Annotated in this window: 23 protein-coding genes; 12 read left to right on the top strand and 11 right to left on the bottom strand. The window is 74.8% G+C overall.

Translation table 11 applies throughout. From position 1 onward, the window contains the following. Positions 1–251: 251 nt before the first annotated feature. Both A4V12_RS19670 and A4V12_RS19665 read right to left on the bottom strand, forming a co-directional pair. Positions 252–1,172 carry a hypothetical protein gene (locus A4V12_RS19670; RefSeq protein ID WP_064070668.1) on the bottom strand — a complete coding sequence of 307 codons (921 nt, stop codon included), beginning with the start codon at positions 1,170–1,172 and terminating at the stop codon, positions 252–254. Further along, positions 1,169–1,597, bottom strand: coding sequence for a hypothetical protein (locus tag A4V12_RS19665; RefSeq protein ID WP_234372249.1), 429 nt, complete (start codon positions 1,595–1,597; stop codon positions 1,169–1,171). The genes A4V12_RS19670 and A4V12_RS19665 overlap by 4 nt, the downstream gene beginning before the upstream one ends. Before the next feature lie 142 nt (positions 1,598–1,739). Here A4V12_RS19665 and A4V12_RS19660 point away from each other — a divergent pair, with 142 nt between their 5' ends. The 3 genes from A4V12_RS19660 to A4V12_RS19650 all read left to right on the top strand — a co-directional run bounded on the left by A4V12_RS19660 (position 1,740) and on the right by A4V12_RS19650 (position 8,815). Continuing rightward, positions 1,740–5,207 (top strand): CHAT domain-containing protein, encoded by a 3,468-nt coding sequence (locus A4V12_RS19660; protein ID WP_064070932.1) that lies wholly within the window; start codon positions 1,740–1,742, stop codon positions 5,205–5,207. Between the two features lie 266 nt (positions 5,208–5,473). Then, positions 5,474–6,529, top strand: a complete 1,056-nt coding sequence (locus tag A4V12_RS19655) for a tetratricopeptide repeat protein (RefSeq protein ID WP_234372248.1) — start codon at positions 5,474–5,476, stop codon at positions 6,527–6,529. Positions 6,530–6,736: 207 nt separating this feature from the next. Beyond that, the gene (locus A4V12_RS19650; protein WP_079137207.1) at positions 6,737–8,815 is read left to right on the top strand and encodes a GAF domain-containing SpoIIE family protein phosphatase; all 2,079 of its coding nucleotides are present in this window, start codon (positions 6,737–6,739) and stop codon (positions 8,813–8,815) included. A 9-nt stretch (positions 8,816–8,824) separates the two neighbouring features. On the opposite strand, the gene A4V12_RS19645 is transcribed toward A4V12_RS19650, so the two are convergent. From A4V12_RS19645 to A4V12_RS19615, 7 genes are all read right to left on the bottom strand, one after another. Further along, positions 8,825–9,973 (bottom strand): aldose epimerase family protein, encoded by a 1,149-nt coding sequence (locus A4V12_RS19645; RefSeq protein WP_064070666.1) that lies wholly within the window; start codon positions 9,971–9,973, stop codon positions 8,825–8,827. A gap of 24 nt (positions 9,974–9,997) precedes the next feature. Beyond that, positions 9,998–11,227, bottom strand: a complete 1,230-nt coding sequence (gene mmsB / locus A4V12_RS19640) for a multiple monosaccharide ABC transporter permease (protein WP_199831325.1) — start codon at positions 11,225–11,227, stop codon at positions 9,998–10,000. Positions 11,228–11,236: 9 nt separating this feature from the next. Beyond that, entirely contained in the window at positions 11,237–12,772 is a 1,536-nt protein-coding gene (mmsA, locus tag A4V12_RS19635) for a multiple monosaccharide ABC transporter ATP-binding protein (RefSeq protein WP_064070929.1), read from the bottom strand. A gap of 32 nt (positions 12,773–12,804) precedes the next feature. Further along, entirely contained in the window at positions 12,805–13,917 is a 1,113-nt protein-coding gene (gene chvE, locus A4V12_RS19630) for a multiple monosaccharide ABC transporter substrate-binding protein (protein WP_064070665.1), read from the bottom strand. 4 nt (positions 13,918–13,921) lie between these two features. Next, complete coding sequence (locus A4V12_RS19625; protein ID WP_064070930.1) at positions 13,922–14,848, bottom strand: hypothetical protein; 927 nt, start codon at positions 14,846–14,848, stop codon at positions 13,922–13,924. A gap of 354 nt (positions 14,849–15,202) precedes the next feature. Further along, a complete protein-coding gene (locus A4V12_RS19620) occupies positions 15,203–16,213 on the bottom strand; it encodes a zinc-dependent alcohol dehydrogenase (protein WP_064070664.1) in 1,011 nt (336 codons plus the stop codon). Beyond that, positions 16,210–17,364, bottom strand: a complete 1,155-nt coding sequence (locus A4V12_RS19615; protein ID WP_064070663.1) for a mandelate racemase/muconate lactonizing enzyme family protein — start codon at positions 17,362–17,364, stop codon at positions 16,210–16,212. Before A4V12_RS19615 ends, A4V12_RS19620 begins: the two co-directional genes overlap by 4 nt. A 215-nt stretch (positions 17,365–17,579) precedes the next feature. Between A4V12_RS19615 and A4V12_RS19610 the strand changes: the two genes are divergently transcribed. From A4V12_RS19610 to A4V12_RS19595, 4 genes are all read left to right on the top strand, one after another. Further along, entirely contained in the window at positions 17,580–18,353 is a 774-nt protein-coding gene (locus A4V12_RS19610) for an IclR family transcriptional regulator (RefSeq protein WP_064070662.1), read from the top strand. Continuing rightward, the gene (locus A4V12_RS19605; protein ID WP_064070661.1) at positions 18,350–19,213 is read left to right on the top strand and encodes an SMP-30/gluconolactonase/LRE family protein; all 864 of its coding nucleotides are present in this window, start codon (positions 18,350–18,352) and stop codon (positions 19,211–19,213) included. Before A4V12_RS19610 ends, A4V12_RS19605 begins: the two co-directional genes overlap by 4 nt. Before the next feature lie 132 nt (positions 19,214–19,345). Beyond that, complete coding sequence (locus tag A4V12_RS19600) at positions 19,346–19,882, top strand: SigE family RNA polymerase sigma factor (protein ID WP_064070660.1); 537 nt, start codon at positions 19,346–19,348, stop codon at positions 19,880–19,882. After that, on the top strand, positions 19,870–20,514 hold the full coding sequence (locus A4V12_RS19595; protein ID WP_064070659.1) for a hypothetical protein: 645 nt from the start codon (positions 19,870–19,872) through the stop codon (positions 20,512–20,514). Before A4V12_RS19600 ends, A4V12_RS19595 begins: the two co-directional genes overlap by 13 nt. A gap of 503 nt (positions 20,515–21,017) precedes the next feature. Here the strand turns inward: A4V12_RS19595 and A4V12_RS19590 are convergent. Then, the gene (locus A4V12_RS19590; RefSeq protein ID WP_064070658.1) at positions 21,018–21,293 is read right to left on the bottom strand and encodes a DUF1876 domain-containing protein; all 276 of its coding nucleotides are present in this window, start codon (positions 21,291–21,293) and stop codon (positions 21,018–21,020) included. Between the two features lie 171 nt (positions 21,294–21,464). Here A4V12_RS19590 and A4V12_RS19585 point away from each other — a divergent pair, with 171 nt between their 5' ends. From A4V12_RS19585 to A4V12_RS19570, 5 genes are all read left to right on the top strand, one after another. Continuing rightward, positions 21,465–21,824: a hypothetical protein gene (locus tag A4V12_RS19585; protein ID WP_234372246.1), complete on the top strand. Its 360-nt coding sequence runs from the start codon at positions 21,465–21,467 to the stop codon at positions 21,822–21,824. Positions 21,825–21,918: 94 nt separating this feature from the next. Then, entirely contained in the window at positions 21,919–22,614 is a 696-nt protein-coding gene (locus A4V12_RS19580; RefSeq protein WP_064070657.1) for a type 1 glutamine amidotransferase domain-containing protein, read from the top strand. Positions 22,615–22,835: 221 nt separating this feature from the next. Continuing rightward, the gene (locus A4V12_RS37605; RefSeq protein ID WP_159028901.1) at positions 22,836–23,012 is read left to right on the top strand and encodes a hypothetical protein; all 177 of its coding nucleotides are present in this window, start codon (positions 22,836–22,838) and stop codon (positions 23,010–23,012) included. Beyond that, complete coding sequence (locus A4V12_RS19575; protein WP_064070656.1) at positions 23,009–23,347, top strand: DUF3140 domain-containing protein; 339 nt, start codon at positions 23,009–23,011, stop codon at positions 23,345–23,347. The genes A4V12_RS37605 and A4V12_RS19575 overlap by 4 nt, the downstream gene beginning before the upstream one ends. Positions 23,348–23,463: 116 nt before the next feature. Next, positions 23,464–23,910 (top strand): DUF4383 domain-containing protein, encoded by a 447-nt coding sequence (locus A4V12_RS19570; RefSeq protein ID WP_064070655.1) that lies wholly within the window; start codon positions 23,464–23,466, stop codon positions 23,908–23,910. Positions 23,911–24,058: 148 nt separating this feature from the next. Here A4V12_RS19570 and A4V12_RS19565 read toward each other — a convergent pair whose 3' ends face one another. Next, complete coding sequence (locus A4V12_RS19565; RefSeq protein ID WP_064070654.1) at positions 24,059–24,292, bottom strand: hypothetical protein; 234 nt, start codon at positions 24,290–24,292, stop codon at positions 24,059–24,061. Between the last annotated feature and the right edge of the window lie 37 nt (positions 24,293–24,329).

The raw sequence follows: 24,329 nt of genomic DNA, 5'->3' as shown, positions 1-24,329 counted from the left end.
GCGAGCGGGCCGCCCTCGCACCACGGGGGCGGCCCCGCCCCGGGGCGCCCGCACTGACCAGGTCGTCCCACCCGCCCCGAACGCCCCGTCCGCGACGGCCCGGGCCGGCCGGTGCACGCCGAAAGGTGCGCGCACGCCGCCTCCGTGCCTCCCGCCGGGCGCCACGCGGCTCCCGGGTCTCTCGCCGACAGTGGCTCTCGCCAGACGCCCGGGCGCTGCGCCGTCCCCAGCCCCTCACCGACCGCCGGGCGTTACGCCGCCTCCGGCTCCTTCCGCAGCGCCCGGGTGAGGCGTTCGCCGACGACCCGGTCGACGGCTCCCTCGCACGGGATTCCCAGCGAGGCCGCCAGATCCCTCACATGGAGGTCCGCCAGGGCCTCGGTGAGTTCCGCGAAGGCCTCCGCGGCGGCGCGCCCGCGCCGTACCCCGGAGACGGCGGCGACACCCCCGACCAGCGCCGCAGGCCACCACCACAGCCCCAGCACCAGGTACCCCGCGCCCCAGGCGCACAGCCGCGCAGACGCGCCGAACTCCCGCCGTGCGGCCTGGAGTTCGGCTCGCGTACCGTCGCCGGCCAGCAGCCACAGGTGCGGCCAGGCGGACCCCAGCTCCAACCGGTGGGCCCGCCACAGCCGTTGCCCGGGCGCGGCGAGGCGGTCACCCATCCCGAAGGGGTGACGGGGCGGCGCCGCGGCGATCCGGCCGCGTTCCGCGTGACGGCGCTCGGCGACCCCGGCGAGCCGGTCGGCGTCGTCCGCCCCCTCGATACGGGCCCTGCCCGCCGCCACCAGCGCCGTGCGGAACTCCGCGTCGGCCGCCCGCCAGCGGCGCGACCTGCGGTCGGCGAGGTACCGCAGCAGCGGCCCGCGCGGCTCCGCGCACCACAGCAGCTCCACCGCGGTGCCCAGCGACCGGGCGGCCGCGCCCGTCACCGCGGCACCGGCCAGCACACCCACCGCCACCAGGGCGACGGTGCCGGTGCTGCGGGAAGCGGGGGAGGCGGCGAGCGCGTCGAGCCGGTCCCGCAACCGCCCGGCGTCCGCCCAGTGTTCGTGCCCGAGGACCAGGGCGGTGGCGAGGGTGACCAGGAAGAGCAGCCCCGGCAGGGCCAGCAGGGTCAGCCACCGCTCGGCGATCCGGCTCCCCAGCGCGCTGAGGAAGGCGCTGGTCACCGGATGGGCACCGTGCGCAGCGGCTGGTCGAAGACCCGGCAGCCGGGGGGCGGGGCGTCGTCGCCGGGCGCCTCCACCCGCCCGCAGTGACCCCGCGGGCAGGCCAGCACGTACAGCGCCGGGTGGCCCGGCGCGGCGACCGGCAACTGCTGGTAACCGGGGACCGGCGGCGGTGTGGTGCGGTACGAGCCCAGGCCGGCGCTGTGCCCGGCCGCGAGCAGCTCCTCCTCCAACTCGTCGAACAGGTCCTCGAGTTCACCGGGGGACCGGCCGGAACGCAACGCCGAGGTGATGGATTCGACGAGCCGCGGCCCCCGCCCCTCCAGGCCGAGCGACCCGGGGGAGCCGGCCAGCCGCCGGCACAGCTCCCCGAGCCGGGGGTGCCCGCCACCCGGCCCGCTCCGAACACCCGTCTCGATCCCCACCGTTCCCCCTCGGACGCCCGATGCCGGTTCGCCGCGATTCTACGTCGGTGCTCCGGCGGCCTGTTCGCTATCGTCGGCACGGGCCCGCGGCGACGGGGCGGCGGTCACGACGGCGTGACACCGGGGGGTGGACGTGTTCGACATGAGCATCCAGCGAGCGGCCGACGGCCCGGAGGAGGGGTCCCGGGCCGACGACTCGCTGGTCCGGCACTTCCGCACCGGCGACATGGAGGCCCTCGACCGGGCCGTCGCGCTCTACCGCCGATTACTCGCCTCGGTGCCGCCGGACGCCGGGCCGGCCGCCGTCGGGGCCGCCAACCTGATGGTCGCCCTGCACCGGCGCTTCCGACTGCTGGGGCGCCCCGACGACGTGGAGGCCCTGATCGGCCTGGGCCTTGCGCGGACGGCGCGCGAACCGGTCCGCCCGCAGGACGTACGGCTCCTGGGCCTCGCGTACCGGCATAGGTACGGGCTGCACGGACGTCCCGACGACCTCGACCGCGCCGCGGAGACGTTCCGACGGGCCCTCGACCTGCCCCAGGAGGCCGGCACCGCGGCGCAGACCCTCGCCGCCCTCGCGGACGTGCTGCACCTGCGGCACCGGGTCGCCGCGGACCGTGGCCCGGAGGGTACGCGGACCCCATCCGCAGGCGCCGGGGACGGCGGAGTCCCCGGCCCCGCGGCGGACCTCCTCCGCGCGACGGACGCCCAACGGCGCGCGCTCCGCGCACTGCCGGGCGGATCGGAGAACCGTCCCGCCTACCTGAGCGATCTCGCCGAGATGCGGCACAGCGCCTACCTGTACGACGGGGACCTCGATGCCCTGCGGGAGGCCCTCGACCTGTGGCGCGCCGCCGCCGAAGCCGTTCCGCCGGGCGACTCCGACCGCCCCCTCGTCCTGGGGAACCTCGCCCGGGGACTGCGCACGTGGCACGAGCACGCCCCCGACGATGCGCACCTGCCGGAGCTGCTGCGGACCCACCGCGCGGCCGTGGCCGCCTGCCCGCACGGCCACCCCGGCCGCGCCGAACTGCTCGCCGGGCTGGGCGTCGCCCTGCGCCTGGCCGCCGAGGCCACCGACGACCCGGCGCTCCTGGAGGAGTCGGCCGCCCGTCTGCGCGAGGCCCTCGCCCTGCTGCGCCCCGGCTCCCCGGGACGCGCCGACAGGCTGAACAGCCTCGGCAACACCTTGCACCGGCTGGCGCAGTGGACCGGTGACGCGGCGAGGCTGGACGAGGCCGTCGCCACGCTGCGCGCCGCTCTCGCCGAGCACGAACCGGGCACCGACGCGTACGCCGGAAGCCTGGCCAACCTCGCCGTCACCCTGCGCCAGCGGGCCCTCCAGACCGACGACCTCGCCTCCCTGGGGGAGGCCGCCCGGCTGGCCCGGGAGGCGCTCCACGCCTCCCGGGCGTCCCCCGCCGCGCAGGTCGTGGGGCTCGGCAACCTCGGGGTGGTGCTCCAGAGCTGGCACGAGGCGACCGGGGACACCGCGGCCGCCGACGAGGCGATCGACGCGGCCCGCCGCGCCCTCGCCCTCGCGCCGGGGGCCGGGCTGCCGCTCGTCGACCGGCTGAACCACCTGGCCAACGCCCTGCGGGGGCGTTTCCGGGACGCGGGTGACGTGGCGGACCTCGACGAGGCCGTCGCACTGCTGGAGGAGGCCGCCCGGCAGGCGCCCTACGGCGACCCGGCGCTCCCGCTGGTCCTCTCCAACCTCGGCTCCGCCCGGCTCACCAGGTACCAGGCCACCGGCCGGCCCGGGGAGCCGGAGCAGGCGGTCGGCGACCTGGGCCGCGCGGTGTGGGCGGTCACCGAGCGGACCTCGGCCCACGGCACGTACCTGATGGGGTACGGCCACGCGCTGCGCGCCCTGCACCACCGCCACGGCGACCCGGGGGTGCTGCGCGCCGCCGAGGACGCCTTCCGGCAGGCCGCCGGAACCACCGCCCTGCCCGCCCACGAGCGGGTCCTCGCCGCCTGGGAGTGGGGCGCCGCCGCCGCGGACGGCGACCGCTGGGCCGAGGCGCTGCCGGGCTACGAACTCGCCCTGGAACTGCTGCCGTTCGCGGCGTCCGGCCGGCTGGTCCGCAGCGACCAGGAACGCGGCCTGTCCCGCGTGCGGGGCCTGGCCGCCGAGGCCGCCGCGTGCGCGGTCAACACCGGGCGGCCGGAGCACGCGGTGCGCCTGCTGGAACAGGGCCGGGGCGTCCTGCTCGGCCGCGCCATGGCCACCCGTGACGGCCTCGGGCGACTGCGCGGCGCGCACCCCGCCCTCGCCGAGCGTTTCGCCCGCCTGCGGGACCGGCTCGACGCGCTGCAAGCCGCCGATGCCGCGGAGACCGCCCGGGGCCGGCTGCCGGACGGCACCACCGACCGCCGGCACGCGCTCGCGGCCGAAATGGAGCACCTGGTCGCCGAGATCCGGGCCCGGCCCGGTTTCGAGGACTTCCTCGCCGCACCCACCCTCCGGGAACTGCTGGACTGCTCCGACCGGGGCCCGGTGGTGCTCGCCTACTGCAGCGCCTTCCGCAGCGACGCCCTGGTGCTGCGGGACGGCGAAGTCCTCCTCGTCCCCCTGCCGGACGCCACCCCCGAAGCCGTGGGGGAACAGGCGGACCGCCTCGACCGGGCGCTCGCCGACGCGGCCGACCCCGCCCGCGACCGGGCCGCCCAGCGGACCATCGGCGAGGTCCTTGCATGGACCTGGGACCACGTCACCGGACCGGTGCTCGACCGGCTGGGACTGCGCGGGCCCGCACCGGACGGCCGGTGGGACCGGCTGTGGTGGTCACCGGGCGGTGCGCTGGCCTCCCTGCCGCTGCACGCGGCCGGTCACCACGGCGAGGCGACCGGCCCCGCACCGCGGGACGACGCGGCGGCGCCCGCCGGGACCGGGCCCGCGCCCCGGACCGTACTGGACCGGGTGGTGTCCTCGTACACGCCGACGGTCGGCGCCCTCCGTTACGCCCGCGCCCGGGCCGCCGCGCCCCGGCCGCCCGGCCGGCCCCTCGCCGTCGCCCTGCCCGACACCCCCGGCGCCCGGCCGCTGGGCGGCGCGCACCGCGAGGTCGGGGTGCTGCGCGGCCTCCTGCCGACCGAGGTGCTCCACGGCGAGCAGGCCACCTTCGACCGGGTCATGGACGCCCTGCCCCGCCACCCGTGGGTGCACTTCGCCTGCCACGGGGTCAGCGAGCCCGCGGACCCCTCGAACGGCAGGCTCCTGGTGCACGACCACGCCACCCGGCCGCTGACGGTCCGCGCCCTCTCCCGGCTGGACCTGCCGGCGGCCCGGCTCGCGGTGCTGTCCGCCTGCGAGACGGCGCGGGGCGGCGGGGAGCTGGCCGACGAGGCGATCCACATCACCTCGGCCTTCCAGCTCGCCGGGTACCCCCACGCCGTCGGGACGCTCTGGCCCGTGCACGACGCGGTGGCCGTCCGCGTCACCCGGCTCCTCTACCGGGAGCTGTGCACCGAGGGGCCGGGCGGCGGACCGGAGCTGGACGACACGAGGACGGCCGACGCCCTGCACCGGGCGGTCCTGCGGTGCCGCGACGCCTTCGCGGCCGGCCCCAGCCTGTGGGCGGCACACGTGCACGCGGGCGCCTGACGACAGCGGACGACACCGGCAGCGAGGAGGAGGCGGTCACGATGACCCGATGGTGGCGGCGGCGAGCCGCGGACGACGGCCCCGGGGCGGGCGCACGGCCGCCGGGGCCCGGACGGCAGGAGCCGCACGGGGACGGGCGGCGGGACGGGACGGAGGGGAGCGGGCCCCGGAGCCCGGAACGGCCGGACCCGGACGCGCGGCCGTCCACGGCGGGAGCCGGAGGCACCCGGCGGCGGCCGTCCGGAGGGCACATCACCATCACGGAGGTGACGGAGGGCCGCCCGGAACGGGAGATCGCCCGCGTGGAGATCCCTCCTGAGGAGTTCCACGCCATGCGCGCCCAGTCCGCCATCGACCGTCTGGGCCCCCGGCACCCGGAGGCCTGCCTCGCCGTGCGCGACCTCGCCCGGGTCCTCGCCTCCGCCCCGGGGCGGGGCGAGGACGCCCTCGACCTCTACCAGCAGGTGGTGCGCACCCAGTGGACCGTACTGGGCGACCGCCACGAGGAGACCCTGCGCACCTCCGCCGAACTGGCCGCGGTCCTCCACGACACCGGCCGGCTGGAGCTCGCCGAGTCGGCGTGGCGCGACACCTTCCGCGCCCGGGCGGAGACCCTGGGCCGCGACCACCCCGACACGCTGAACTGCGCCATCGGGCTCGCCGTGCTGCTGGAGGACCTCGGCCGCGCCGCCGAGGCCGAGCCGCTGCTGCGGGACGTCCTGGAACGCCGGCTCCGGCTGCTGGGTCGCGACCACCCCGACGTCCTGACCTCTACCAACGCCCACGCGGGTGCACTGCTCAAGTGCGGCCGCCACGAGGAGGCCGAGCGCGCCCTGCGCGCCCTCGTGCCCCGGCTGGAGGAGCGGTACGGGCGCGACCACGAGCGCACCGTCGCGGCGCGGGCCAACCTCGGCGCCGTCCTGTGCCGGCTGGAGCGCTACTCCGAGGCGGAACCGTACATGCGTGCCGTCGTCCGGTCGTGCGAGGCGACCGTGGGGCCGCACCACGACACCACCTTCACCGCGCGGAACAACCTCGCCGCCGTCCTGCACGGCATGGGGCGGTACGAGGACGCCGTACCGATCCTGCGCGCCGTCCTGGCCGGACACGTCGCACTCCAGGGCGAGGACCACCTGACGACCGTCAGCGCCCGGGACAACCTCGCCAACGTCCTGATCGACGTGGGCCGGCACGCCGAGGCCGCCGGGCTCCTCGACCGCTGCGTACGCGACTACCGCCGCATGTACGGTCCGGGCAACCCCCGCCTGCTGGCCGCCGAGGAAAGGCTCGCCTGGCTCCGCGACGACCCGGCTCCCCGCTGACCGGCGGCCCCTCCCCGCGCACCGGGTCCGCCCCGGCGCGGGCGTCCTCCCGGACCGGGGCGAGCCGGCACGCGGGGCGCCGCGGCCCGGTCCCCCGGCGCGGGCCGACCTGCGTCCGGCGGCTCGGCGGGGCACGCTTGAAGCGTGAAGAACCCCGAGGAGGCGGGCTCGGGCCTGCGGTCGCTGGGCGCCGCCCTGGCCGACGTCATGCGGCGGACGGGCGCGTCGATCGGCATGGTCTACCTGCCGCCGTCCGGGGAGAGCGCCATGCGGCTGGCGGTGCTGAGCGGGGTGTCCCTGGAGTTCGCCGCCCCGTGGATGCGGGTCGCGCCCGACGACCCCGTGCCCCTGGCCGACGCCGTGGCCGACGGGCGGCTGGTGTGGATCGCCGACCGGGAGGCGATGGCCCGCCGCTACCCCCGCCCGGGGCTCGTCCTGCCCTACCCGTTCTCCCTGGCCGCCTCGCCCCTCGCCGCGGGCGGCACCACCTGGGGCGGCCTGGTGCTGCTGTGGCCCGGGGGGCACGCGCCCCGGCTCGCGCGGGTCGAGGAGGACGCCGTCCACGAGGGCTGCGACCGGATGACGGGGATCCTGGCGCGGGCCGCGGGCGAGGGCCGGCCCGTCCTCCCGGGGCGGAAGCCGCGGATGGTCCGCCCCGCCCGCCGCACCCCGGGGCCCGTCGAGGCCGCCGCGGCCGTCGAGTTCGTGCACCGCCTGCCCGGCGGCAGCTGCGCCCTCGACCTGAACGGCCGGATCACCTTCGTCACCGAGGAGGCGGCGGACCTGCTGGGCATCGACGCCGAGGACCTGGTCGGCGCCCTGCCGTGGGAGGCCCTTCCCTGGATGGACAACCCCGCCGTCGAGGACCGCTACCGGGCCGCCGTCATCAGCCGCCGCACCACGTCGTTCACCACCCTGCGCCCGCCCGACCACTGGCTCCGCTTCGAGCTGCACCCGGACGCCACCGGCATCAGCGTCCGCATCACCCCGGCCGGCCCCGACCGGCGCGCCCCCGGCGAGGGGGCCGCCCGGGAGGAGGAGGCGGAACGGGCCGCGCAGTCCGCCCTGCCCAGCCGGGCCACCAGCCTCTACCACCTGATGCACCTGGCCGCCTCCCTCACCGAGGCCGCCGGGGTGCGCGACGTGGTCGACCAGGCCGCCGACCAGATCACCCCCGCCCTCGGCGTCCACGCCCTGGCGGTGCTCACCGCCGAGGACGGCCGGCTGCGGGTCGCCGGACACCGCGGCTACGCCGACGCCGTGGCCCGGTTCGACTCCGCCCCGCTGGCCTCCGACACCCCGGCGGCGCGCGTCCTGGTCACCGGGGCCCCGATGTTCTACGGCAGCCGGGAGGAGCTGGCGGGGGACTTCCCCGCCGCCGTCGTCCTGGGCAGCCCGGGCGCCGCGTGGGCCTTCCTGCCCCTGGTCGCCTCCGGCCGGCCGGTCGGCTCCCTGGTCCTCGGCTACGACCGGCCGCGCGACTTCCACCCGGGCGAGCGCGCCATCCTGATCTCGCTGGCCGGGCTCCTCGCCCAGGCGCTGGACCGCGCCAGGCTCTACGACAGCAAGCACGAACTCGCCCGCCGCCTCCAGGCGGGCCTGCTCCCGCACACCCTGCCGCACGTCCCCGGCCTGGAGGTCGCCGCCCGCTACCTGCCCGCCGGCCACGGCACCGGCGTCGGCGGGGACTTCTACGACCTGATCAGGCTCGGCGGCACCACGGCCGCCGCGACCATCGGGGACGTCCAGGGCCACAACGTCGAGGCGGCCGCTCTCATGGGCCAGGTCCGGGCCGCCGTGCACGCGAGCGCCGGCGCACCGCCCGGCGAGGTCCTGGCCCGCACCAACCGCCTGCTCACCGACCTCGACCCGGGTCTGTTCACCAGCTGCCTGTACGCCCACATCGACCTGAAGCACCACCGGGCGCTGCTCGCCACCGCGGGCCACCCGCCGCCGCTGGTGCGCCACCCGGACGGGCGCGCCGAGGTGCTCGACCTGCCGCCCGGCCTGCTCCTCGGCATCGACCCGGCCGCCGACTACCCCACGGCCGGGGTCACCCTGCCCATCGGTACCGTGCTGGTCCTCTTCACCGACGGCCTCGTCGAGGCACCCGGCGTCGACATGGACGAGGCGACCGCCGAGCTGGCGGGGCAGCTCGCCTGGAGCGGCGGCGGGGACGCGAGCCTGGACGACCTCGCCGACACCCTCATCGGCCACGCCCAGGGCTCGGCGCCCCGCCACGACGACATCGCGCTGCTCCTGCTCCGTACGGTCGCGCCCCTCTGAGCCGTCCGCCTAGTACGCGGAGAAGCCGTGCACGGTGGTGGAACGGTACGTCGCCCCCGGCCGCAGGACCGTCGACGGGAACTCCGGCCGGTTGGGGGAGTCGGGGAAGTGCTGTGTCTCCAGGCACAGCCCGTCGCCCTGCCGGTAGGTGCGCCCGGACGGGCCGGCGAGGGTGCCGTCCAGGAAGTTGCCCGAGTAGAACTGCACGCCCGGTTCCGTGGTGGCGATCGTCATGGTGCGCCCGGAGCCCGGGTCGCGCAGCGTCGCAACGGGCAGCGGGCGGGCCGTTGCGCCCTTGTCCAGCACCCAGTTGTGGTCGTACCCCTGGGCGAGGACCAGTTGCGGGTGCGCCCGGCGGATGTCCTCGCCGATCGGCTTCCCGCGCCGGAAGTCGAACGGCGTACCGGCCACCGGTGCCAGTTCCCCGGTCGGGATCAGGGTCGCGTCGGTCGGCGTGCAGCGGGACGCGGCGAGTCGCAGCTCGTGGCCGAGGACGTCCCCGCTGCCCTCGCCCGCCAGGTTGTAGTACGTGTGGTTCGTCAGGTTCACCACGGTGGCCCGGTCGGTGGTCGCCGCGTAGTCGATGCGCCACTCCCCGCGCGGGGTGAGCGTGTACGTCACCGTCACCCGCAGCGTCCCCGGGTAGCCCATCTCGCCGTCCGCGCTCACGTACCGCAGCACCAGCCCGACGCCGGTGCGGTCGGTGAACGGCTCCACGTCCCACACCCGCTTGTCGAAGCCCTGGGCGCCGCCGTGCAGGCTGTTCGGCCCGTCGTTGACGGACAGCCGGTGCTCGGTGCCGTCCAGGGTGAAGCGGCCGCCGGCGATCCGGTTGCCGTACCGGCCGATCAGCGCCCCGAAGAACGGCGACGACGACACGTACGCGTCGAGGCGGTCGAAGCCCAGCGACACGTTGGCGTACCGCCCGTGCCGGTCCGGTATTTCCAGGGACTGCACGATGCCGCCGTAGGACAGCACCTTCAGCCGGGTGCCGCCGTTCCGCAGCGTCCAGCGGTGCACCACCGTCCCGTCGGCGAGTGTGCCGAACCGTTCCCGCACCGGTTTCCCGCCGCCCGACGCGTACGCGGTGGCCGGGGCCGCCGCCATGGCTCCCGCCGCGGCCGCCGCCGCCAGCAAAGTGCGTCTGCTCGTGTCCATGCGAACTCCCTCTGTTTGGAAGGACTACTTGCCTGCCCTGCGCTTGTTCCAGACGTCGAAGCCGACCGCGGCGAGCAGCACCAGGCCCTTGATGACCTGCTGGTAGTCCGTGCCGATGCCGACCAGCGACATGCCGTTGTTCAGGACGCCCAGCACCAGGCCGCCGATCACGGCGCCCATCACCGTGCCGACGCCGCCGCTCATCGAGGCGCCGCCGATGAACGACGCCGCGATCGCCTCCAGTTCGAAGTTGAGGCCCGCCTGCGGGGTGCCCGCGTTGAGCCGGGCCGCGTACACGCAGCCCGCCAGGGCCGCCAGCACGCCCATGTTGACGAAGACGAGGAAGGTGACCCGCTTGTCCTTGACGCCCGACAGCTTCGCCGCCGCCTTGTTGCCGCCCAGCGCGTACACATGGCGTCCGATCACCGCGTTGCGCATCACGTAGCCGAGCCCGATCAGCAGCGCGCACATGATGAGCATGACCACCGGCACGCCGTGGAAGCTGGCCAGTGTGAGGGTGAACGCCACCACCGCGGCCGTGACGGCGGTGCACTTCAGCGCCCACAGGCCGAACGGCGGCACGTCCAGCTCGTGGGCGAGCTGCCGCCGGCGGTCCCGCCACTCGCGCCACAGCAGGAAGACCACCGCGACCAGCCCCAGCAGGAGCGTGGGGTTGTGGTACTGGGTGTACGGCCCCATCTCCGGGATGAACCCCTTGGCGATGTTCTGGAAGCCGTCGGGGAAGGGGGCGATCGACTGCCCCTCCAGCACGATCTGCGTGAGCCCCCGGAAGAGCAGCATGCCGGCGAGGGTGACGATGAACGACGGGATGCCCACGTACGCGATGAAGAAGCCCTGCCAGGCTCCCGCGACGGCGCCGATCAGCAGCGACAGCGTCAGGGCGAGCACCCACGGCATGTCGTGCCTGACCATCATCACCGCCGACATGGCGCCGACGAACGCCACCACCGAGCCGACGGACAGGTCGATGTGGCCGGCGATGATGACGATCATCATGCCCATGGCCAGGATGAGGATGTAGCCGTTCTGCTGGATCAGGTTGGAGACGTTGTTCGGCAGCAGCAGCGTGCCGTCGGTCCATATCTGGAACAGCACGACGATGAACACGAGGGCGATGAGCATGCCGTACTGGCGCATGTTGCCGCGCACGCCGTTCAGCAGCAGCGCGGCCGCCGAGGGCTGCGCCGGGGCGGCCGGTGGCTGGGGGCGCGGGGGAGTGGTCGTGGTGGTCATGGCGGGGCCTCAGCTTCTGTTCAGGGTCATCTGGCGCATCAGGACTTCCTGGGTGGCGTCGGCGCGGGCGACCTCACCGGTCAGCCGGCCCTCGGCCATCGTGTAGATCCGGTCGCACATCCCGAGCAGCTCCGGCAGTTCGGAGGAGATGAACAGCACGGCCTTGCCCTGCGCCGCGAGCCGGTCGACGACGGTGTAGATCTCGTACTTGGCGCCCACGTCGATCCCGCGGGTCGGCTCGTCGAGGATCAGCACCTCGGGGTCGGCGTGGATCCACTTGCTGAGGACGACCTTCTGCTGGTTGCCGCCCGACAGCCGTCCCACCTGTTCGAAGACGGTCGGCGCCTTGATGTTCATGGTGGTGCGGTACCGCTCGGCGACCCGGCGTTCGTGGTGCTCGTCGACGACGCCCCGGCGCCGCATCCCCGGCAGGGACGGCAGGGAGATGTTGCGGTTGATGTCGTCGATCAGGTTCAGGCCGTACGTCTTGCGGTCCTCGGTGACGTACGCGAGCCCGGCGTCGATCGCCGCCGGCACGGTTCTCGTCACCACCTCGCGCCCGCCCACCTCCACGGTCCCGGCCACGTGGATCCCGTACGACCGTCCGAAGAGGGACATCGCGAGTTCGGTGCGGCCCGCGCCCATGAGCCCCGCGACGCCCACGATCTCGCCGCGCCGCACGGTCAGCGACACGTCGTCGACGACGGTGCGCTGGTGGTCGACCGGGTGCCGGACGGTCCAGCCGCGGACGCTCAGCGCGACGTGTCCGGCGTCCTCGCCCCCGTACGGTGTGCGGTCGGGGAAGCGCTGGTCGAGGTCGCGGCCGACCATGCCCCGGATGAGCCGGTCCTCCGACAGCCGCGGTTCGGCGCCGGCGGTGCCGCGGACGGCCAGGGTCTCGATGGTCCGGCCGTCGCGGAGGATCGTCACCGAGTCTGCGACGCGCCGGATCTCGTTCAGCTTGTGCGAGATGATGATGCTCGCGACGCCCTGGTCGCGCAGCTCCAGGATCAGGCCGAGGAGCGCCGCGCTGTCCTCGTCGTTGAGCGCGGCCGTCGGCTCGTCGAGGATGAGCAGCTTCACCTCCTTGGCCAGCGCCTTGGCGATCTCCACCAACTGCTGCTTGCCCACGCCGAGGTCGGCGACCGGCGTCTGCGGGTTCTCCCGCAGCCCCACGCGCTTGAGCAGCGTGCCCGCCCGGCGCAGCGTCTCGTTCCAGTCGATCAGTCCGCGCGCCGCCCGCTCGTTGCCCAGGAAGATGTTCTCGGCGATCGACAGGTGCGGGACGAGTGCCAGCTCCTGGTGGATGATGACGATGCCGTGCCGCTCGCTCGCCCGGATGTCCCTGAAGGCCACCGGTTCGCCCTCGAAGCGGATCTCGCCGTCGTAGGAGCCGTGCGGGTGGACCCCGCTCAGCACCTTCATCAGGGTCGACTTGCCCGCGCCGTTCTCGCCGCAGACCGCGTGCACCTCCCCCGGACGCACCGTCAGGTTCACCTCGCGGAGCGCCGTGACGCCGGGGAACGTCTTGGTGATCCCGCGCATCTCCAGGACCGGCCTCACCGCCGCGGGCCCCGTCACTTCAGCTGCCCGGCGGTGAAGTAGCCCTCGTCGACGAGGAGCCCGGTGTTGGACTTGTCGATGCTGACCGGGTCGAGCAGGAACGACGGCACGGTCTTCCTGCCGTTGTGGTAGTCCTTGGTGTTGTTGACCTGGGGCTTCCTGCCGTTGAGCACGGCGTCGCCCATCGCCACCGCCTGTGCGGCCAGTTTGCGCGTGTCCTTGAAGACGGTCTGCGTCTGCTCGCCCCGGATGATCGACTTCACCGACGCCAGCTCGGCGTCCTGCCCGGTGACCACCGGCAGGGGCCGGCTCGTCGTGCCGTAACCGGCGCTCTTGAGGGCCGAGATGACGCCGATGGAGATGCCGTCGTAGGGGGAGAGGACCGCGTCGACGCGCTCCTCGCCGTAGTTCTTGCTGATGAGGTCGTCCATCCGCTTCTGCGCGGTGCCGCCGTCCCACCGCAGTGTGGTCGCCTGGCTCATCCGGGTCTGCTTGCTGCGCACCACGAGCCGGCCGCTCGCGACGTACGGCCGCAGGACCTTCATGGCGCCGTTCCAGAAGTACTTCGTGTTGTTGTCGTCGGGCGAGCCGGCGAACAGCTCGATGTTGTACGGCCTGCCCGCGGCCGTCGCGGGTCCGAGGCGGAGCGCGTCCACGATGTACCGCGCCTGGAGCTCACCGACGCGCTCGTTGTCGAACGACGCGTAGTAGTCGACGTGTTCGGTGCCCATGATGAGGCGGTCGTAGGAGATCACCGGGATGCCCGCGTCCTCGGCGCGCTGGAGCACCTCGGTGAGGGCGGAGCCGTCGATGGCGGCGACCACCAGCAGCTTGCGCCCCTTGGTGATCATGTTCTCGATCTGGGCGATCTGGTTCTCGACCTTGTCGTCGCCGTACTGGAGGTCGGTGTCGTACCCGGCCTCGCGGAACTGCTCGGCCATGTTCTCGCCGTCGGCTATCCAGCGCTCCGACGCCTTGGTCGGCATGGCGAGCCCGATGGTGCCGCCCTTGCCGCCCGCGGGCCGGTAGCGGCTGCCGCCCCTGGCCTCCTGGCCGCAGGCGGTGAGGGAGAGGGTGAGCAGTGCGGCGAGCGACGCCGCCGCCGCGGCTGTGCGGGAGATGCGCATGGGGTCAGTCCCCTTCCGGGACGGGGAAACGCCGGAGCTCACCCGGCAGGCGGGAGCCGAGCGGCGACATGCCGCCGTCCGCGCCGTGCCGGGCCAGCAGGTCGAGGGCGAGCCGCCCGCGACGCACGCGCTCCCGGGCGGTGGCGAGCGCGGTGTCGCGCAACTGCGCGCCGTAGGGGTAGATGCCGGGGGAGCGGCTCAGGCCGAACTTCAGGTACAGCGGGGCGCCGCGCCGGATCAGCTCGGCCACCTCGTACATCCGGATGTAGCCGCCGAGGTCGTCGGGCGCCTCGACGTACATGTCCATCGGGGCGCGGGCGGCCAGCCGGATCTCGGTGAGGTGGTCCAGCGTCAGGTCGGAGGGCACGTTGATGGAGTCCGCGCCGAGCCGCTCGTACACCGCGTAGGAGGCCGGGTTGACCGGTCCGGTGAGGGCGGACAGCTTGAACGTCGTCCCGGCCGGCAGATGTCCGGCCGCACGCAGCCGGTGCAGTGTCCACAGGACGCCCTCGTCGGCGACGAGCAGGCAGCGCACGCCGAGCGCCGTGGCCCGGCAGGCGTCCTCCACGCAGCCGGCGAGCGCGTCGTGGCCGCGGGCGCGCAGCCCGGCGCCGCCCGAGTCGGTGCGGGTGCCCGCGCCGATGTCCCAGGTGCCGCGGGGGCCGGTGAACAGGCACAGCTCGATGTCGCGTTCGGCGCAGGACCGCACCATCTCGGTGATCTCGGCGTCGGTGAGCATCCACACGCCGCTGCCCTGGCTGATCCGGTGGACGGGCACGCCGAGCCGGGCGCTCTCCTCCAGGACGACGGCCAGGGCCTCCGGTCCCTCGACCGAGGGGATCTCGGTGCGCCAGGTGCCGCCGTCGGGGAAGGTGTGGGGCGAGGTGTCGGCGGGGTCGGTGGCGGGCACCGGGTGGCCGATCGCGGCCAGGGCCTTGGCGCCGGGCCGGCGTCGTGCCGGCGGGGGTGCGGGGGCCGGCGGTGGCGAGGCCGCCGGTGCCGGTGCCGGTGCGGACGGCGGTGATGGCGGGGGTGTCGGGGCCGGTGCTGGTGCCGGTGCGGACGGGGAGGTCACAGGGCTCCTCGGTTGTTCGATATCTCGGACGTGGTTCGTGTCATTGGGTGTACGGCGGTACGGGGGGCGGGCAGGGCACCCCGTACCGCCGTACGTCATGGGCCCGGCCGGGCCTCCCGCGCGGGTCGCGCCGGCTCGTGACGCCCGGGCGCCGCACCGCGCGGTGCGGGCGTGGGCCGCCACGGTCCGGCCCGGCCCGCACGGAGGCCCCTACGGCCGCAGCAGCACCTTGCCGGTCTTCGGGTCGCCCCCGCCCACCAGTGCGATCGCGTCCGCGAACCGCTCCAGCGGGAACTCGTGCGTGATCAGCGGTGCCGGGTCGAGCAGCCCGAGTCCGAACGCCCGCACCGCGTCCGACCAGGCGGACGAGGGGGCGCCGAAGACGCTGCGCACCTCCAGCTGGCTCAGCGACAGGTGCACGGGGTCGATGCCGGCCGCACCGGGCGCGAACATCCCGGTCAGCACCACCCGGCCGCCGCGGCGCGCCAGCCGGCAGGACGCCGCGGCCGTGGTCGGCGCCCCCGCCGTCTCCACCACCAGGTCGAACCGGCCCTCCAGCTCCGCCGCCCCGGCCGGGTCCACCGACCCGGTGGCGCCGAACCGCAGCGCCTGCTCGCCCCGCGCCGCCCTCGGGTCCACCACGGTCAGCCCGCCCGGCGACGAGGCGCCCAGCAGCTGCACGGCCAGCAGCCCCAGCGTGCCCGCGCCCACCACCGCGACCCGCTCGCCGGGGCGCGGCCGCCCCGCCCGTACCGCCGCGGCGATCACGGCGGCGGGCTCCAGCAGGGCCGCGGCCCGCAGGTCGGCGTCGTCGCGCAGGGGGTGCAGCAGCCGCGCCGGGACGATGACGTAATCGGCGAAGGCGCCGGGCTCGGTGAACCCCGTCTCCGCGTACCCGCCCGCGCACAGGCTCGTCTCCCCGCACCGGCAGCGCTCGCACGACCCGCACGACCGGAACCCCTCCGCGACCGTCTTCCGGCCGGCGAGCGCCGGGTCGACGCCCTCGCCGACCGCCTCGACCGTCCCGGACCACTCGTGGCCCGGAATCAGGGGGTAGCGGACGTAATCGGGGTCGCGGTGGCCGTCGTACACCTCGCGGTCGCTCATGCAGATGCCGGCCGCCGCCACCCGCACCAGGACCTCGCCGCGGCCGGGTTCCGGCGGGTCGCGCTCGACGAGCCGGTGCGCGCCGGGGCGTTCCACCAGCAGCGCGCGGCTCACTTCGGCGCCCTCTTCTCCCAGCCCTCGGCCCACAGGTCGAACCGGGCCCGCTGCTGCGGGAACTCGGCCGCCGCGTCCACGTCCAGTTCGACGCCGAGGCCCGGGGCGTGCGACACCGTGAAGCAGCCGGTGGCCGGGTCCACCTGCGGAGCGCCCCTGACGACCTTCTTGATCTCCGCGTCCGCGAAGTCGTTGAAGTGCTCCAGGATCTTGAAGTTCGGTGTGCAGGCCGCCAGTTGCAGGGAGGCCGCGGTGAGCACCGAGCCGCCCACGTTGTGCGGGGCGACCATCATGTAGTGCGTCTCCGCCGTGGCCGCCAGCTTGCGCGTCTCCAGGATGCCGCCGATGTGCCCGAGGTCCGGCTGGATGATGTCGGCCGCCTGGGACTCGAACAGCTCCCGGAACTCGATCCGGTCGTGGATGCGTTCCCCGGTCGCCACCGGCAGGTCGACCTTCTCGGCCACCTTCGCCAGCGCCTTGAGGTTCTCCGGCGGCACCGGCTCCTCCAGCCAGGCCGGTTCGAACGGCGCCAGCTCCTTCGCCAGCCGCACGGCCGTCGCCGGGCTGAAGCGCCCGTGCATCTCCAGCATCAGTTCGGCGTCCGGCCCGATCGCGTCCCGCACCGCCTCGATCAGCGACACCGCGTACCGCGTCCGCTCCGCGTCGAGCTCGAAGTGCCCCGTTCCGAACGGGTCGATCTTCAGCGCCCGGTAGCCGCGCGCCATCACCCCCTTGGCGGCCCGGTGGTAGGCCTCCGGGGTCCGCTCGGTGGTGTACCAGCCGTTGGCGTACGCCTTGACCCGGTCGGTCACCCTGCCGCCGAGCAGTTGCCAGACCGGCACCCCGAGGGCCTTGCCCTTGATGTCCCAGCACGCCATCTCGACGACCGCGATGCCCGACATGACGATCTCGCCCGCCCGGCCGTAGTCGCCGTACTTCATGCGGCGCACCAGGTCCTCCACCGCGAACGGGTCGGAGCCCGCGATGTGGTTGGCCTCGGCCTCCTTGAGATAGCCGACCAGCGCGTCGGTGCGGCCCAGCATGCGGGTCTCGCCGACGCCGGTGAGTCCTTCGTCGGTGTGGACGAGCACATAGGTCAGATTGCGCCAGGGGGTCCCGACGACATGAGTGCTGATTCCCGTGATGCGCACGGCAGTTGCCCTCTCGAGCTCGTTCGATATTTCGTCACACGTTCGAAATCTTGGCGTGACCGTAATCAGCCGGTCGGGAGGTGTCAATGGTGCGCGCGGCATCCCGCCGAACGCGGTCCGCGCACGGCCATTGCCCGGCGAAGTCGCCTGTGGTTAGCCTGTGTTCGTCATACCGATCAAAGGTCGAAGTTTCGAACGAAGGGGTGGGTGACGCCATGGGACGTCTTGTCCCCGCTGTGACCAGGGCGCTCGACATCCTGGAACTGTTCCTGGAGGGCGACGGGACGCTCTCGGCACCGGAGGTCACCCGCAAGCTCCAACTGCCCCGCACCACCGTGCACGAGCTGCTCACCACCCTCGCCGCCCGGTCGTACCTGGTGCCGCTGCCCGAGCAGCCCGGACGCTACCGCCTGGGCGTACGCACCTACCAGCTCGGCAGCCGGTACGCCGAACAGCTCGACCTGGCCGCCGAGGGCCAGCGGGTGGCCCGCGAGGTCGCCGAGACCTGCGACGAGACGGTGCACGTCGCCATCCTGGAGGACACCGACGTCATCTACATCGCCAAGGTCGACTCCACCCACGCGGTACGGATGGTCTCGGCGGCCGGACGCCGGTTGCCCGCGCACTGCACCTCCGTCGGCAAGATGCTCCTCGCCTCCCTGCCGCAGCACGAACTGGACGCCCGGATCGAGGGGCGCGAGCTGGCCGCCATGACCGCCGCCAGCCTCACCGACCCCGACGCGCTGCGGGCCGAGCTCACCGCCGTCCGCGAGCGGGGCGTCGCCACCGAGCACCGGGAGTCCAACCCGGACGTCAGCTGTGTCGCCGCGCCCGTGCGGGACGGCACCGGCCGGGTCGTGGCCGCCCTGTCCATCTCGGTCCCCATGATCCGGTGGAGCGAGGAGCGCGAGGCCGAGCTGGCCGAACTCGCCGCCAAGGGCGCCGACGACCTCTCCGTCAGCCTCGGTCACCGGACCGGCCCCCGGTGAGGGCGCCCCACGCCGTCGAGCCCGCCGTCCGCGAGCACGCCGCACTGGGCGAGGGCCCCACCTGGGACCCGGCCGCCGGGCGGCTGCTCTGGGTCGACGTTCTCGGCTCCCGCGTGCACACCTACGACCCGGCCACCGGCCGCCGCACCGTCATGGTCACCGGTCAGCACGTCGGCGCGGCCAAGCCGCGGGCCGGCGGGGGACTGGTGGTCAACCTCCGGGACGGCGTGGGGCTGTACGACGAGGACGGCGCCGGCTTCCGGTGGCTGGTCCACGACCCCGTCCCCGGGCGGCGCGGCAACGACGCCGCGGTCGCCCCCGACGGCTCCCTGTGGGCCGGGACGATGCGCTACGACGAGGCGGAGGGCGGCGGCGCCCTGACCCGGATCGCCCCCGACGGCACCGCGACACCCGTCCTCCCGCGCGTCACGGTCAGCAACGGCACCGGCTGGAGCCCGGACGGCACCCTCGTGTACTACGTCGACAGCCCCACCCGGCGCATCGACGTCTGCCGGGTCGCCGACGACGGCGGACAGGTCACCGACCGGCGCCCGCTCGCCGTCGTCGAACCGGGCGCCGGCTTCCCCGACGGCCTCACCGTCGACGCGGACGGCTGCATATGGGTCGCCCTCTGGGACGGCGCGGCGATCCGCCGCTACACCCCGGACGGCACCCTGGACCGGACCGTCACCCTGCCCGTGCGCCGCCCCACCGCCTGCGCGTTCGGCGGCCCGGGGCTGCGGGACCTGTACGTCACCACCGCCCGCACGGGACTCACCCGCCCCCATCCGCTGGCCGGTTCGCTGCTGGTGCTCCCCGGGGCGGGACAGGGCCTCGCGGGCACCCCCTTCGGGGGCTGACATGCTCCGGCCAGGCACTTGTTAAGATCACGCCTTCGCACGGTGACGGACCCGTGCGCACACACCACCGGTCACGCAGGGCGCGAACCACCGGTCACGCAGGGGCGCGACGACGCGCGGAAAGGGGACGCCGTGGGAACATCCGCCGATGACGCCGCCACGGAGTTCCACGACTTCTTCGAGCGCCACTACGCCGAACTGGCGCGTCTGGCCCACCTGCTGACCGGCGAGGCCGACGCCGCGGACGACATCGCCGCCGACGCGCTGCTCGCCCTCTGGCACCGCTGGGACCGCGTCCGCGCCGCCGAACACCCCGCCGCCTACGCCCGCGGCGTCGTCGCCAACCTCGCCCGCAGCCGCATCCGCAGCGCCGTCCGCGAACGCCGCCGCATCGCCCTGTTCTGGTCCCAGCAGTCCCCGCACACCGACGGCCCGGACGTCCCGGCCGTCGTCGACGTCCAGGGCGCCCTGCGCACCCTGCCGTTCCGCAAACGCGCCTGCGTCGTGCTGCGCCACGCCTTCGACCTCTCCGAACGGGACACGGCCCTCGCCCTGGGGATCTCGGTCGGTACGGTGAAGAGCCAGACGTCCAAGGCCATGGCCCAGCTCGAACGGCTGCTCGGCGACCGGGCGGCGACGCACCTCGTGGGGAAGACATGGACCAGCTGAAGCAGCAGCTGCGGGAAGCGGCGCACGCCCACCGGCCCGACCGCGCCCGCATCCTCGCGCGCGTCGAACGCGGCATGGCGGCGCCCGCCGAGGACGCACACCCCCGCCGTACGGTCCCGCGCACCTCCTGGCTGCGGGTCGCCGGCGCCACCGCCGCCGTGGCCGGCGTGCTGGCCGCCGGCGGCTACACCGCGGCCACCGTGCTGGGCACCGACCGGCCGGACCACGTCACCGGCACACCGGCCGCCGCGCCCCTCCACGCCGAGGGGGCCGTCGACCGGCACAGCAACGAGTTCTGGGCCCAGAGCAACATCACCGTGACCACGCCCCGTCCGCTCACCGCCCTCACCGTCGACCTGCGGGTCGCCCAGACCGGCGGCGTCGCCGGCACCGGGCACTGGCGCACCCGGCCCGCCGAGGACTTCACCGTCTCGGTGCGCGAGGAGGACGGCGCCCTCCGCTACACCTGGACGCTCAAGCACGGCCGCACCGCCCCGGCGGGCCGGCACGTCTTCGCGGGCCAGTACAACCACGCCGAGGGCGCCCGCTCCGCCGGCGCCGACCGGTTCACCGTCACGGCCACCGACGACAGCGGCGAACGCACCACGAAAAGCGGCGGCTTCGCCCCCTGATCCGTCCGGAAGCCCGCCGGGCGGCCGTCGAACGGCGCCGGCCGGTCCACCGTCACCGGCACCACGGACGGCCCGGAGGACGTCCAGGACGCGGCTTCCGCCGGCCGCTCGCGCGGGGGACCGCATACAGCAGAGGGTCATGCTCGGCTCGTGGTACGGCCCATGGAACGGCCGCCCGTGACACCGGCGCCTCCTGACCGGGCGGCGGCGGGAACGGCGGTGGTGGGAGGACGGGCGCGGACGGTCCGCGCGGCGTCCGCCGACGTGCGGGGGCGCGACAATGAGCCGGTGAAGGACGGTACGACGACAGAGGACGGGGCACCGGCGGGCCCGGCGGCGCCGGAAGCGGGAACGGCGCGCTACGAGGTGCTCGGCGCCACCCGGGCGCTGCGCGCCGACGGGTCCGAGGCCCCGGTCGCCGGGGCGCGGCTGCGGGCACGGGGCCGCGGGGCGCCGGGCGGGGCGCGGCCGGCGGCCGGCGGCGCCCCGCCCGTGCGGCAGGCTCACATGGCGAGGTGCGCCGGAATGTGCGTCACCTCCTCGATCTCACCCCCGGCCTTCTTCATCAGATTTCGCGAGAGTTCGTTGAGGCAGCGGGCCGCCGCGATCTCCTCGCCGACACGCTGCTGCTCCCTGTCGTCGGGGTGCCGCTTCGCATGGCCGTGGGCACGCAGCTCGGTGCCGTCCGGGAGCCTGACCATGCATGCCGCGCGGGTCCTGCCGCTGACTTCGTCCTCGGTGAACTCGATGTCCACGTGCCAGCCGACGATCGTCTTCATCTCACACACCTCCGGGTCACGGCGTCACCCCTCCAGCGTGCACCCGTGGGTACGCGTACGCCCATTGGGGCGACGCGCCGGGAAAACCTGTTCGGGCCGGGTGCTGAACGGGGCGCGGGAGTGCTCCGTACTAGGCGGTGAAACGTCTCTGCGGCAACGACAGGAGCGGTGATGAACGAGCGCGAGGAGCCGACGGTGCGAGGTCTCCCGGACGGTGGCGCGGAGGTGGCCGTGACGCTGCGGCTGCGCTGGGACGACATCGCGGCGCTCGGCCGGGAGGCGAGCCGGCTGGCCGAACAGCGGGGGGCACCGGTGAGCCTGGACGACGCCGCCAGCCACCGCCTGCGCACCTGGTCCTCGGTGGCGAACGCCCCGGACGACCGGACCAAGGCGGCACCTCCCGCCCCGGCGACGGCGGCCATCTCGGGCGTACCCGCGGGCGGCTCGGACCGGGGGCGGCACCAGGTGGGGCATCTGAGCGACACCGCGCCGGTCGCCTCCCTCACCGCGCACCCCGCCCGGCAGGCATAGGAATCCCGATAGCTGCGATCGGCCTGCCCATTGGATCTCCTGGGGGTGAGCGGCCTACGGTCGAACCATCGACCGCACCCTTGGGAGAAACATCATGTCGAAGATCCTTTTCGTGCTGACCGGCGCCGACCACTGGACGCTGGCGGACGGCACCGAGCACCCCAGCGGCTTCTGGGCCGAGGAGGCCGTCGCGCCCTACGAGGCCTTCACCGCGGCCGGGCACGAGGTCGTGGTGGCCACGCCCGGCGGTGTCGTGCCGACCGTGGACCGGGCCAGCCTCGCGCCCGAGGTCAACGGCGGCCAGGAGGGCGCCGACCGGGTGGCGGCAGCCCTCGACGCCTTCACCGCGCTGCGGCACCCGCTGGCCCTCGCCGACGTGGACCTCGACGAGTACGCCGCGGTGTTCTACCCCGGCGGCCACGGTCCCATGGAGGACCTCGCCGTCGACGCCGAGTCGGGCCGGCTGCTCGGCCGTGCCCTGGCGTCGGGCCGGCCGCTCGGGGTGGTGTGCCACGGCCCGGCGGCGCTGCTCGCCGCCCGCGACGAGGACGGCGCCAACGCCTTCTCGGGCTACCGGCTGACCGGCTTCACCAACGCCGAGGAGACCCAGGCCGGCCTCGCCGACAAGGCGAAGTGGCTGCTCCAGGACCGTCTGGTGGAGATCGGTGCCGACTTCGTGGAGGGCGACCCGTGGGCGCCGCACGTGGTCGTCGACCGCAACCTGGTGACCGGCCAGAACCCGGCCTCCTCGGCACCGCTCGCCGACGAGCTGCTGAAGCGGCTGGGCTGACGGCCGCGGCACGCCCGCACCGACGGCCGCCGCGGGGGGACGCTCCCGCCGGCGGCCGGCCCCGCACCGGCACCCGGAGACGGGGCCGCGCTGCGGCAATGGGGTGGTCCTGCCCGCGTGGAGACCCCCGGGGTGACGAGTGCCGCGCCGGGGAGGGAACACGGCCTGAGAGCCCCGAGGGCCGCCGGGCCCTCTTCACGAGCGGGCAAGGAAGGCGTCCGATGACCGACGACAGAAGGCTCCGCGCGGGTGACGAGGTCACCCGGAGCACCTACGGCTGGACCGCCGACAGGACCGGGACGACGCGCGGGGCGCGGTACGGGGCCGGGGGCGGAGCGCCCGGTACCGGCGCGGTGCGCCCGTCCGTGTCCCCGGACCGGAGGGGCGGGCGGCCGTGAGCGGCGGCGGCAAGGACCGCGAGGAGACCCTGCGGAGCTTCGACGAAGCGGTGAACATGACCGCGGGCGAACTGGAGAAGTGGCTGAAGACGGAGGAGTCCCGCGGCGCCGGGCAGTCCGACGGCTCCGGCGAGAGCGTCGGCCACGCGTCGGGGCGCCGCATCGTCGACCTCCTGCGCACCAGGAAGGCGGACCTGACGGACGACGACGTCGCCCATATGCGCAAGGTCGTCGGGTACGTGCACCGGCACGTGTCGCAGCGCCCCGACGGGGACGTCACCGACACCCGGTGGCGCCACTCGCTCATGAACTGGGGGCACGACCCGACGAAGTGAGCCGCCCGCAGGACGGACAGGTAAACACGGGATAAAGGTGATCGAAGGGGGTAGTCAGGCCTTAAGTGGTGATCCGGACGGTCAGCGGGCCGTCCCCGGGCAAAAGGAACCGGATCATGAACAGCAGGCGTGGTACCGCCGTGACTACCCGGACCCCCGTGCAGCAGGCCGCACTGCTGGTGGGGATCGTCTTCCTGCTGGTGGGGGTCCTGGGGTTCATCCCCGGGATCACCACCGACTACGACTCCATGGAGTTCGCCTCGCACGACTCGGAGGCCAAGCTGCTGGGCGTCTTCCAGGTGTCGGTGCTGCACAACCTGGTGCATGTGCTGTTCGGCCTCGCCGGCCTGACCATGGCCCGTACGGCCCCGGCCGCGCGGTCCTACCTCGTCGTCGGCGGCCTGATCTACCTGGCGCTGTGGCTGTACGGGTTGTTCATCGACCACGACAGCAGCGCCAACTTCGTCCCGGTCAACACCGCCGACAACTGGCTGCACTTCGCACTCGGGGTCGGCATGGTCGCGCTCGGCCTCCTGCTGGGCCGCCGCCGGCCGGTCCGGTGAGGTGCCGACCGCCGCGTGCGGCGGAGGCGTGAGGGGCCCGGTTCCCGGGCGCGGTGGACTCCGCGTCCCGGAACCGGGCCCCCGTCGTTCGACTCCCGTCGTTCGTTCGGGCCCCGGTCGCTCCGGCCCCCGTCGTTCCGGCCCCCGGTCAGTCCCGGGCCGCGCCGCCGCGCCGCACCCCGGCCGCGGCGAGGACGGCACCGGCCACGCACAGCGCCCCGGTGACCAGGACGGCCGTGTGGACGCCGTTCATGAACGCCTGGCCGCTGCCCTCGACAACGGCGGCCCGTAGCTGGGCGGGCAGGTCGGCGCCGGCCGGCGCGACGCCCATCGCCACCGCGTCCCTGGCCTCGTGCAGCCGCTCGGCGAGGGGCGCGGGCACACCGGCGGCGGTCAGTTCCCCGGTCAGCCCGGCCGCC

The sequence above is a fragment of the Streptomyces noursei genome (assembly GCF_001646665.1).
GTDB lineage: Bacteria > Actinomycetota > Actinomycetes > Streptomycetales > Streptomycetaceae > Streptomyces > Streptomyces lavendulocolor.
This window is presented reverse-complemented; position numbering and strand designations above follow the sequence as displayed.

Bases quoted from the DNA above. Each gene is read 5' to 3' on its own strand.
- A4V12_RS19660 (WP_064070932.1), top strand. From the start codon at position 1,740: ATGAGCATCCAGCGAGCGGCCGACGGCCCGGAGGAGGGGTCCCGGGCC.
- A4V12_RS19650 (WP_079137207.1), top strand. From the start codon at position 6,737: ATGCGGCGGACGGGCGCGTCGATCGGCATGGTCTACCTGCCGCCGTCC.
- A4V12_RS19645 (WP_064070666.1), bottom strand. From the start codon at position 9,973: ATGGACACGAGCAGACGCACTTTGCTGGCGGCGGCGGCCGCGGCGGGA.
- mmsB (WP_199831325.1), bottom strand. From the start codon at position 11,227: ATGACCACCACGACCACTCCCCCGCGCCCCCAGCCACCGGCCGCCCCG.
- mmsA (WP_064070929.1), bottom strand. From the start codon at position 12,772: ATGCGCGGGATCACCAAGACGTTCCCCGGCGTCACGGCGCTCCGCGAG.
- chvE (WP_064070665.1), bottom strand. From the start codon at position 13,917: ATGCGCATCTCCCGCACAGCCGCGGCGGCGGCGTCGCTCGCCGCACTG.
- A4V12_RS19610 (WP_064070662.1), top strand. From the start codon at position 17,580: ATGGGACGTCTTGTCCCCGCTGTGACCAGGGCGCTCGACATCCTGGAA.
- A4V12_RS19595 (WP_064070659.1), top strand. From the start codon at position 19,870: ATGGACCAGCTGAAGCAGCAGCTGCGGGAAGCGGCGCACGCCCACCGG.
- A4V12_RS19590 (WP_064070658.1), bottom strand. From the start codon at position 21,293: ATGAAGACGATCGTCGGCTGGCACGTGGACATCGAGTTCACCGAGGAC.
- A4V12_RS19585 (WP_234372246.1), top strand. From the start codon at position 21,465: ATGAACGAGCGCGAGGAGCCGACGGTGCGAGGTCTCCCGGACGGTGGC.
- A4V12_RS19580 (WP_064070657.1), top strand. From the start codon at position 21,919: ATGTCGAAGATCCTTTTCGTGCTGACCGGCGCCGACCACTGGACGCTG.
- A4V12_RS37605 (WP_159028901.1), top strand. From the start codon at position 22,836: ATGACCGACGACAGAAGGCTCCGCGCGGGTGACGAGGTCACCCGGAGC.
- A4V12_RS19570 (WP_064070655.1), top strand. From the start codon at position 23,464: ATGAACAGCAGGCGTGGTACCGCCGTGACTACCCGGACCCCCGTGCAG.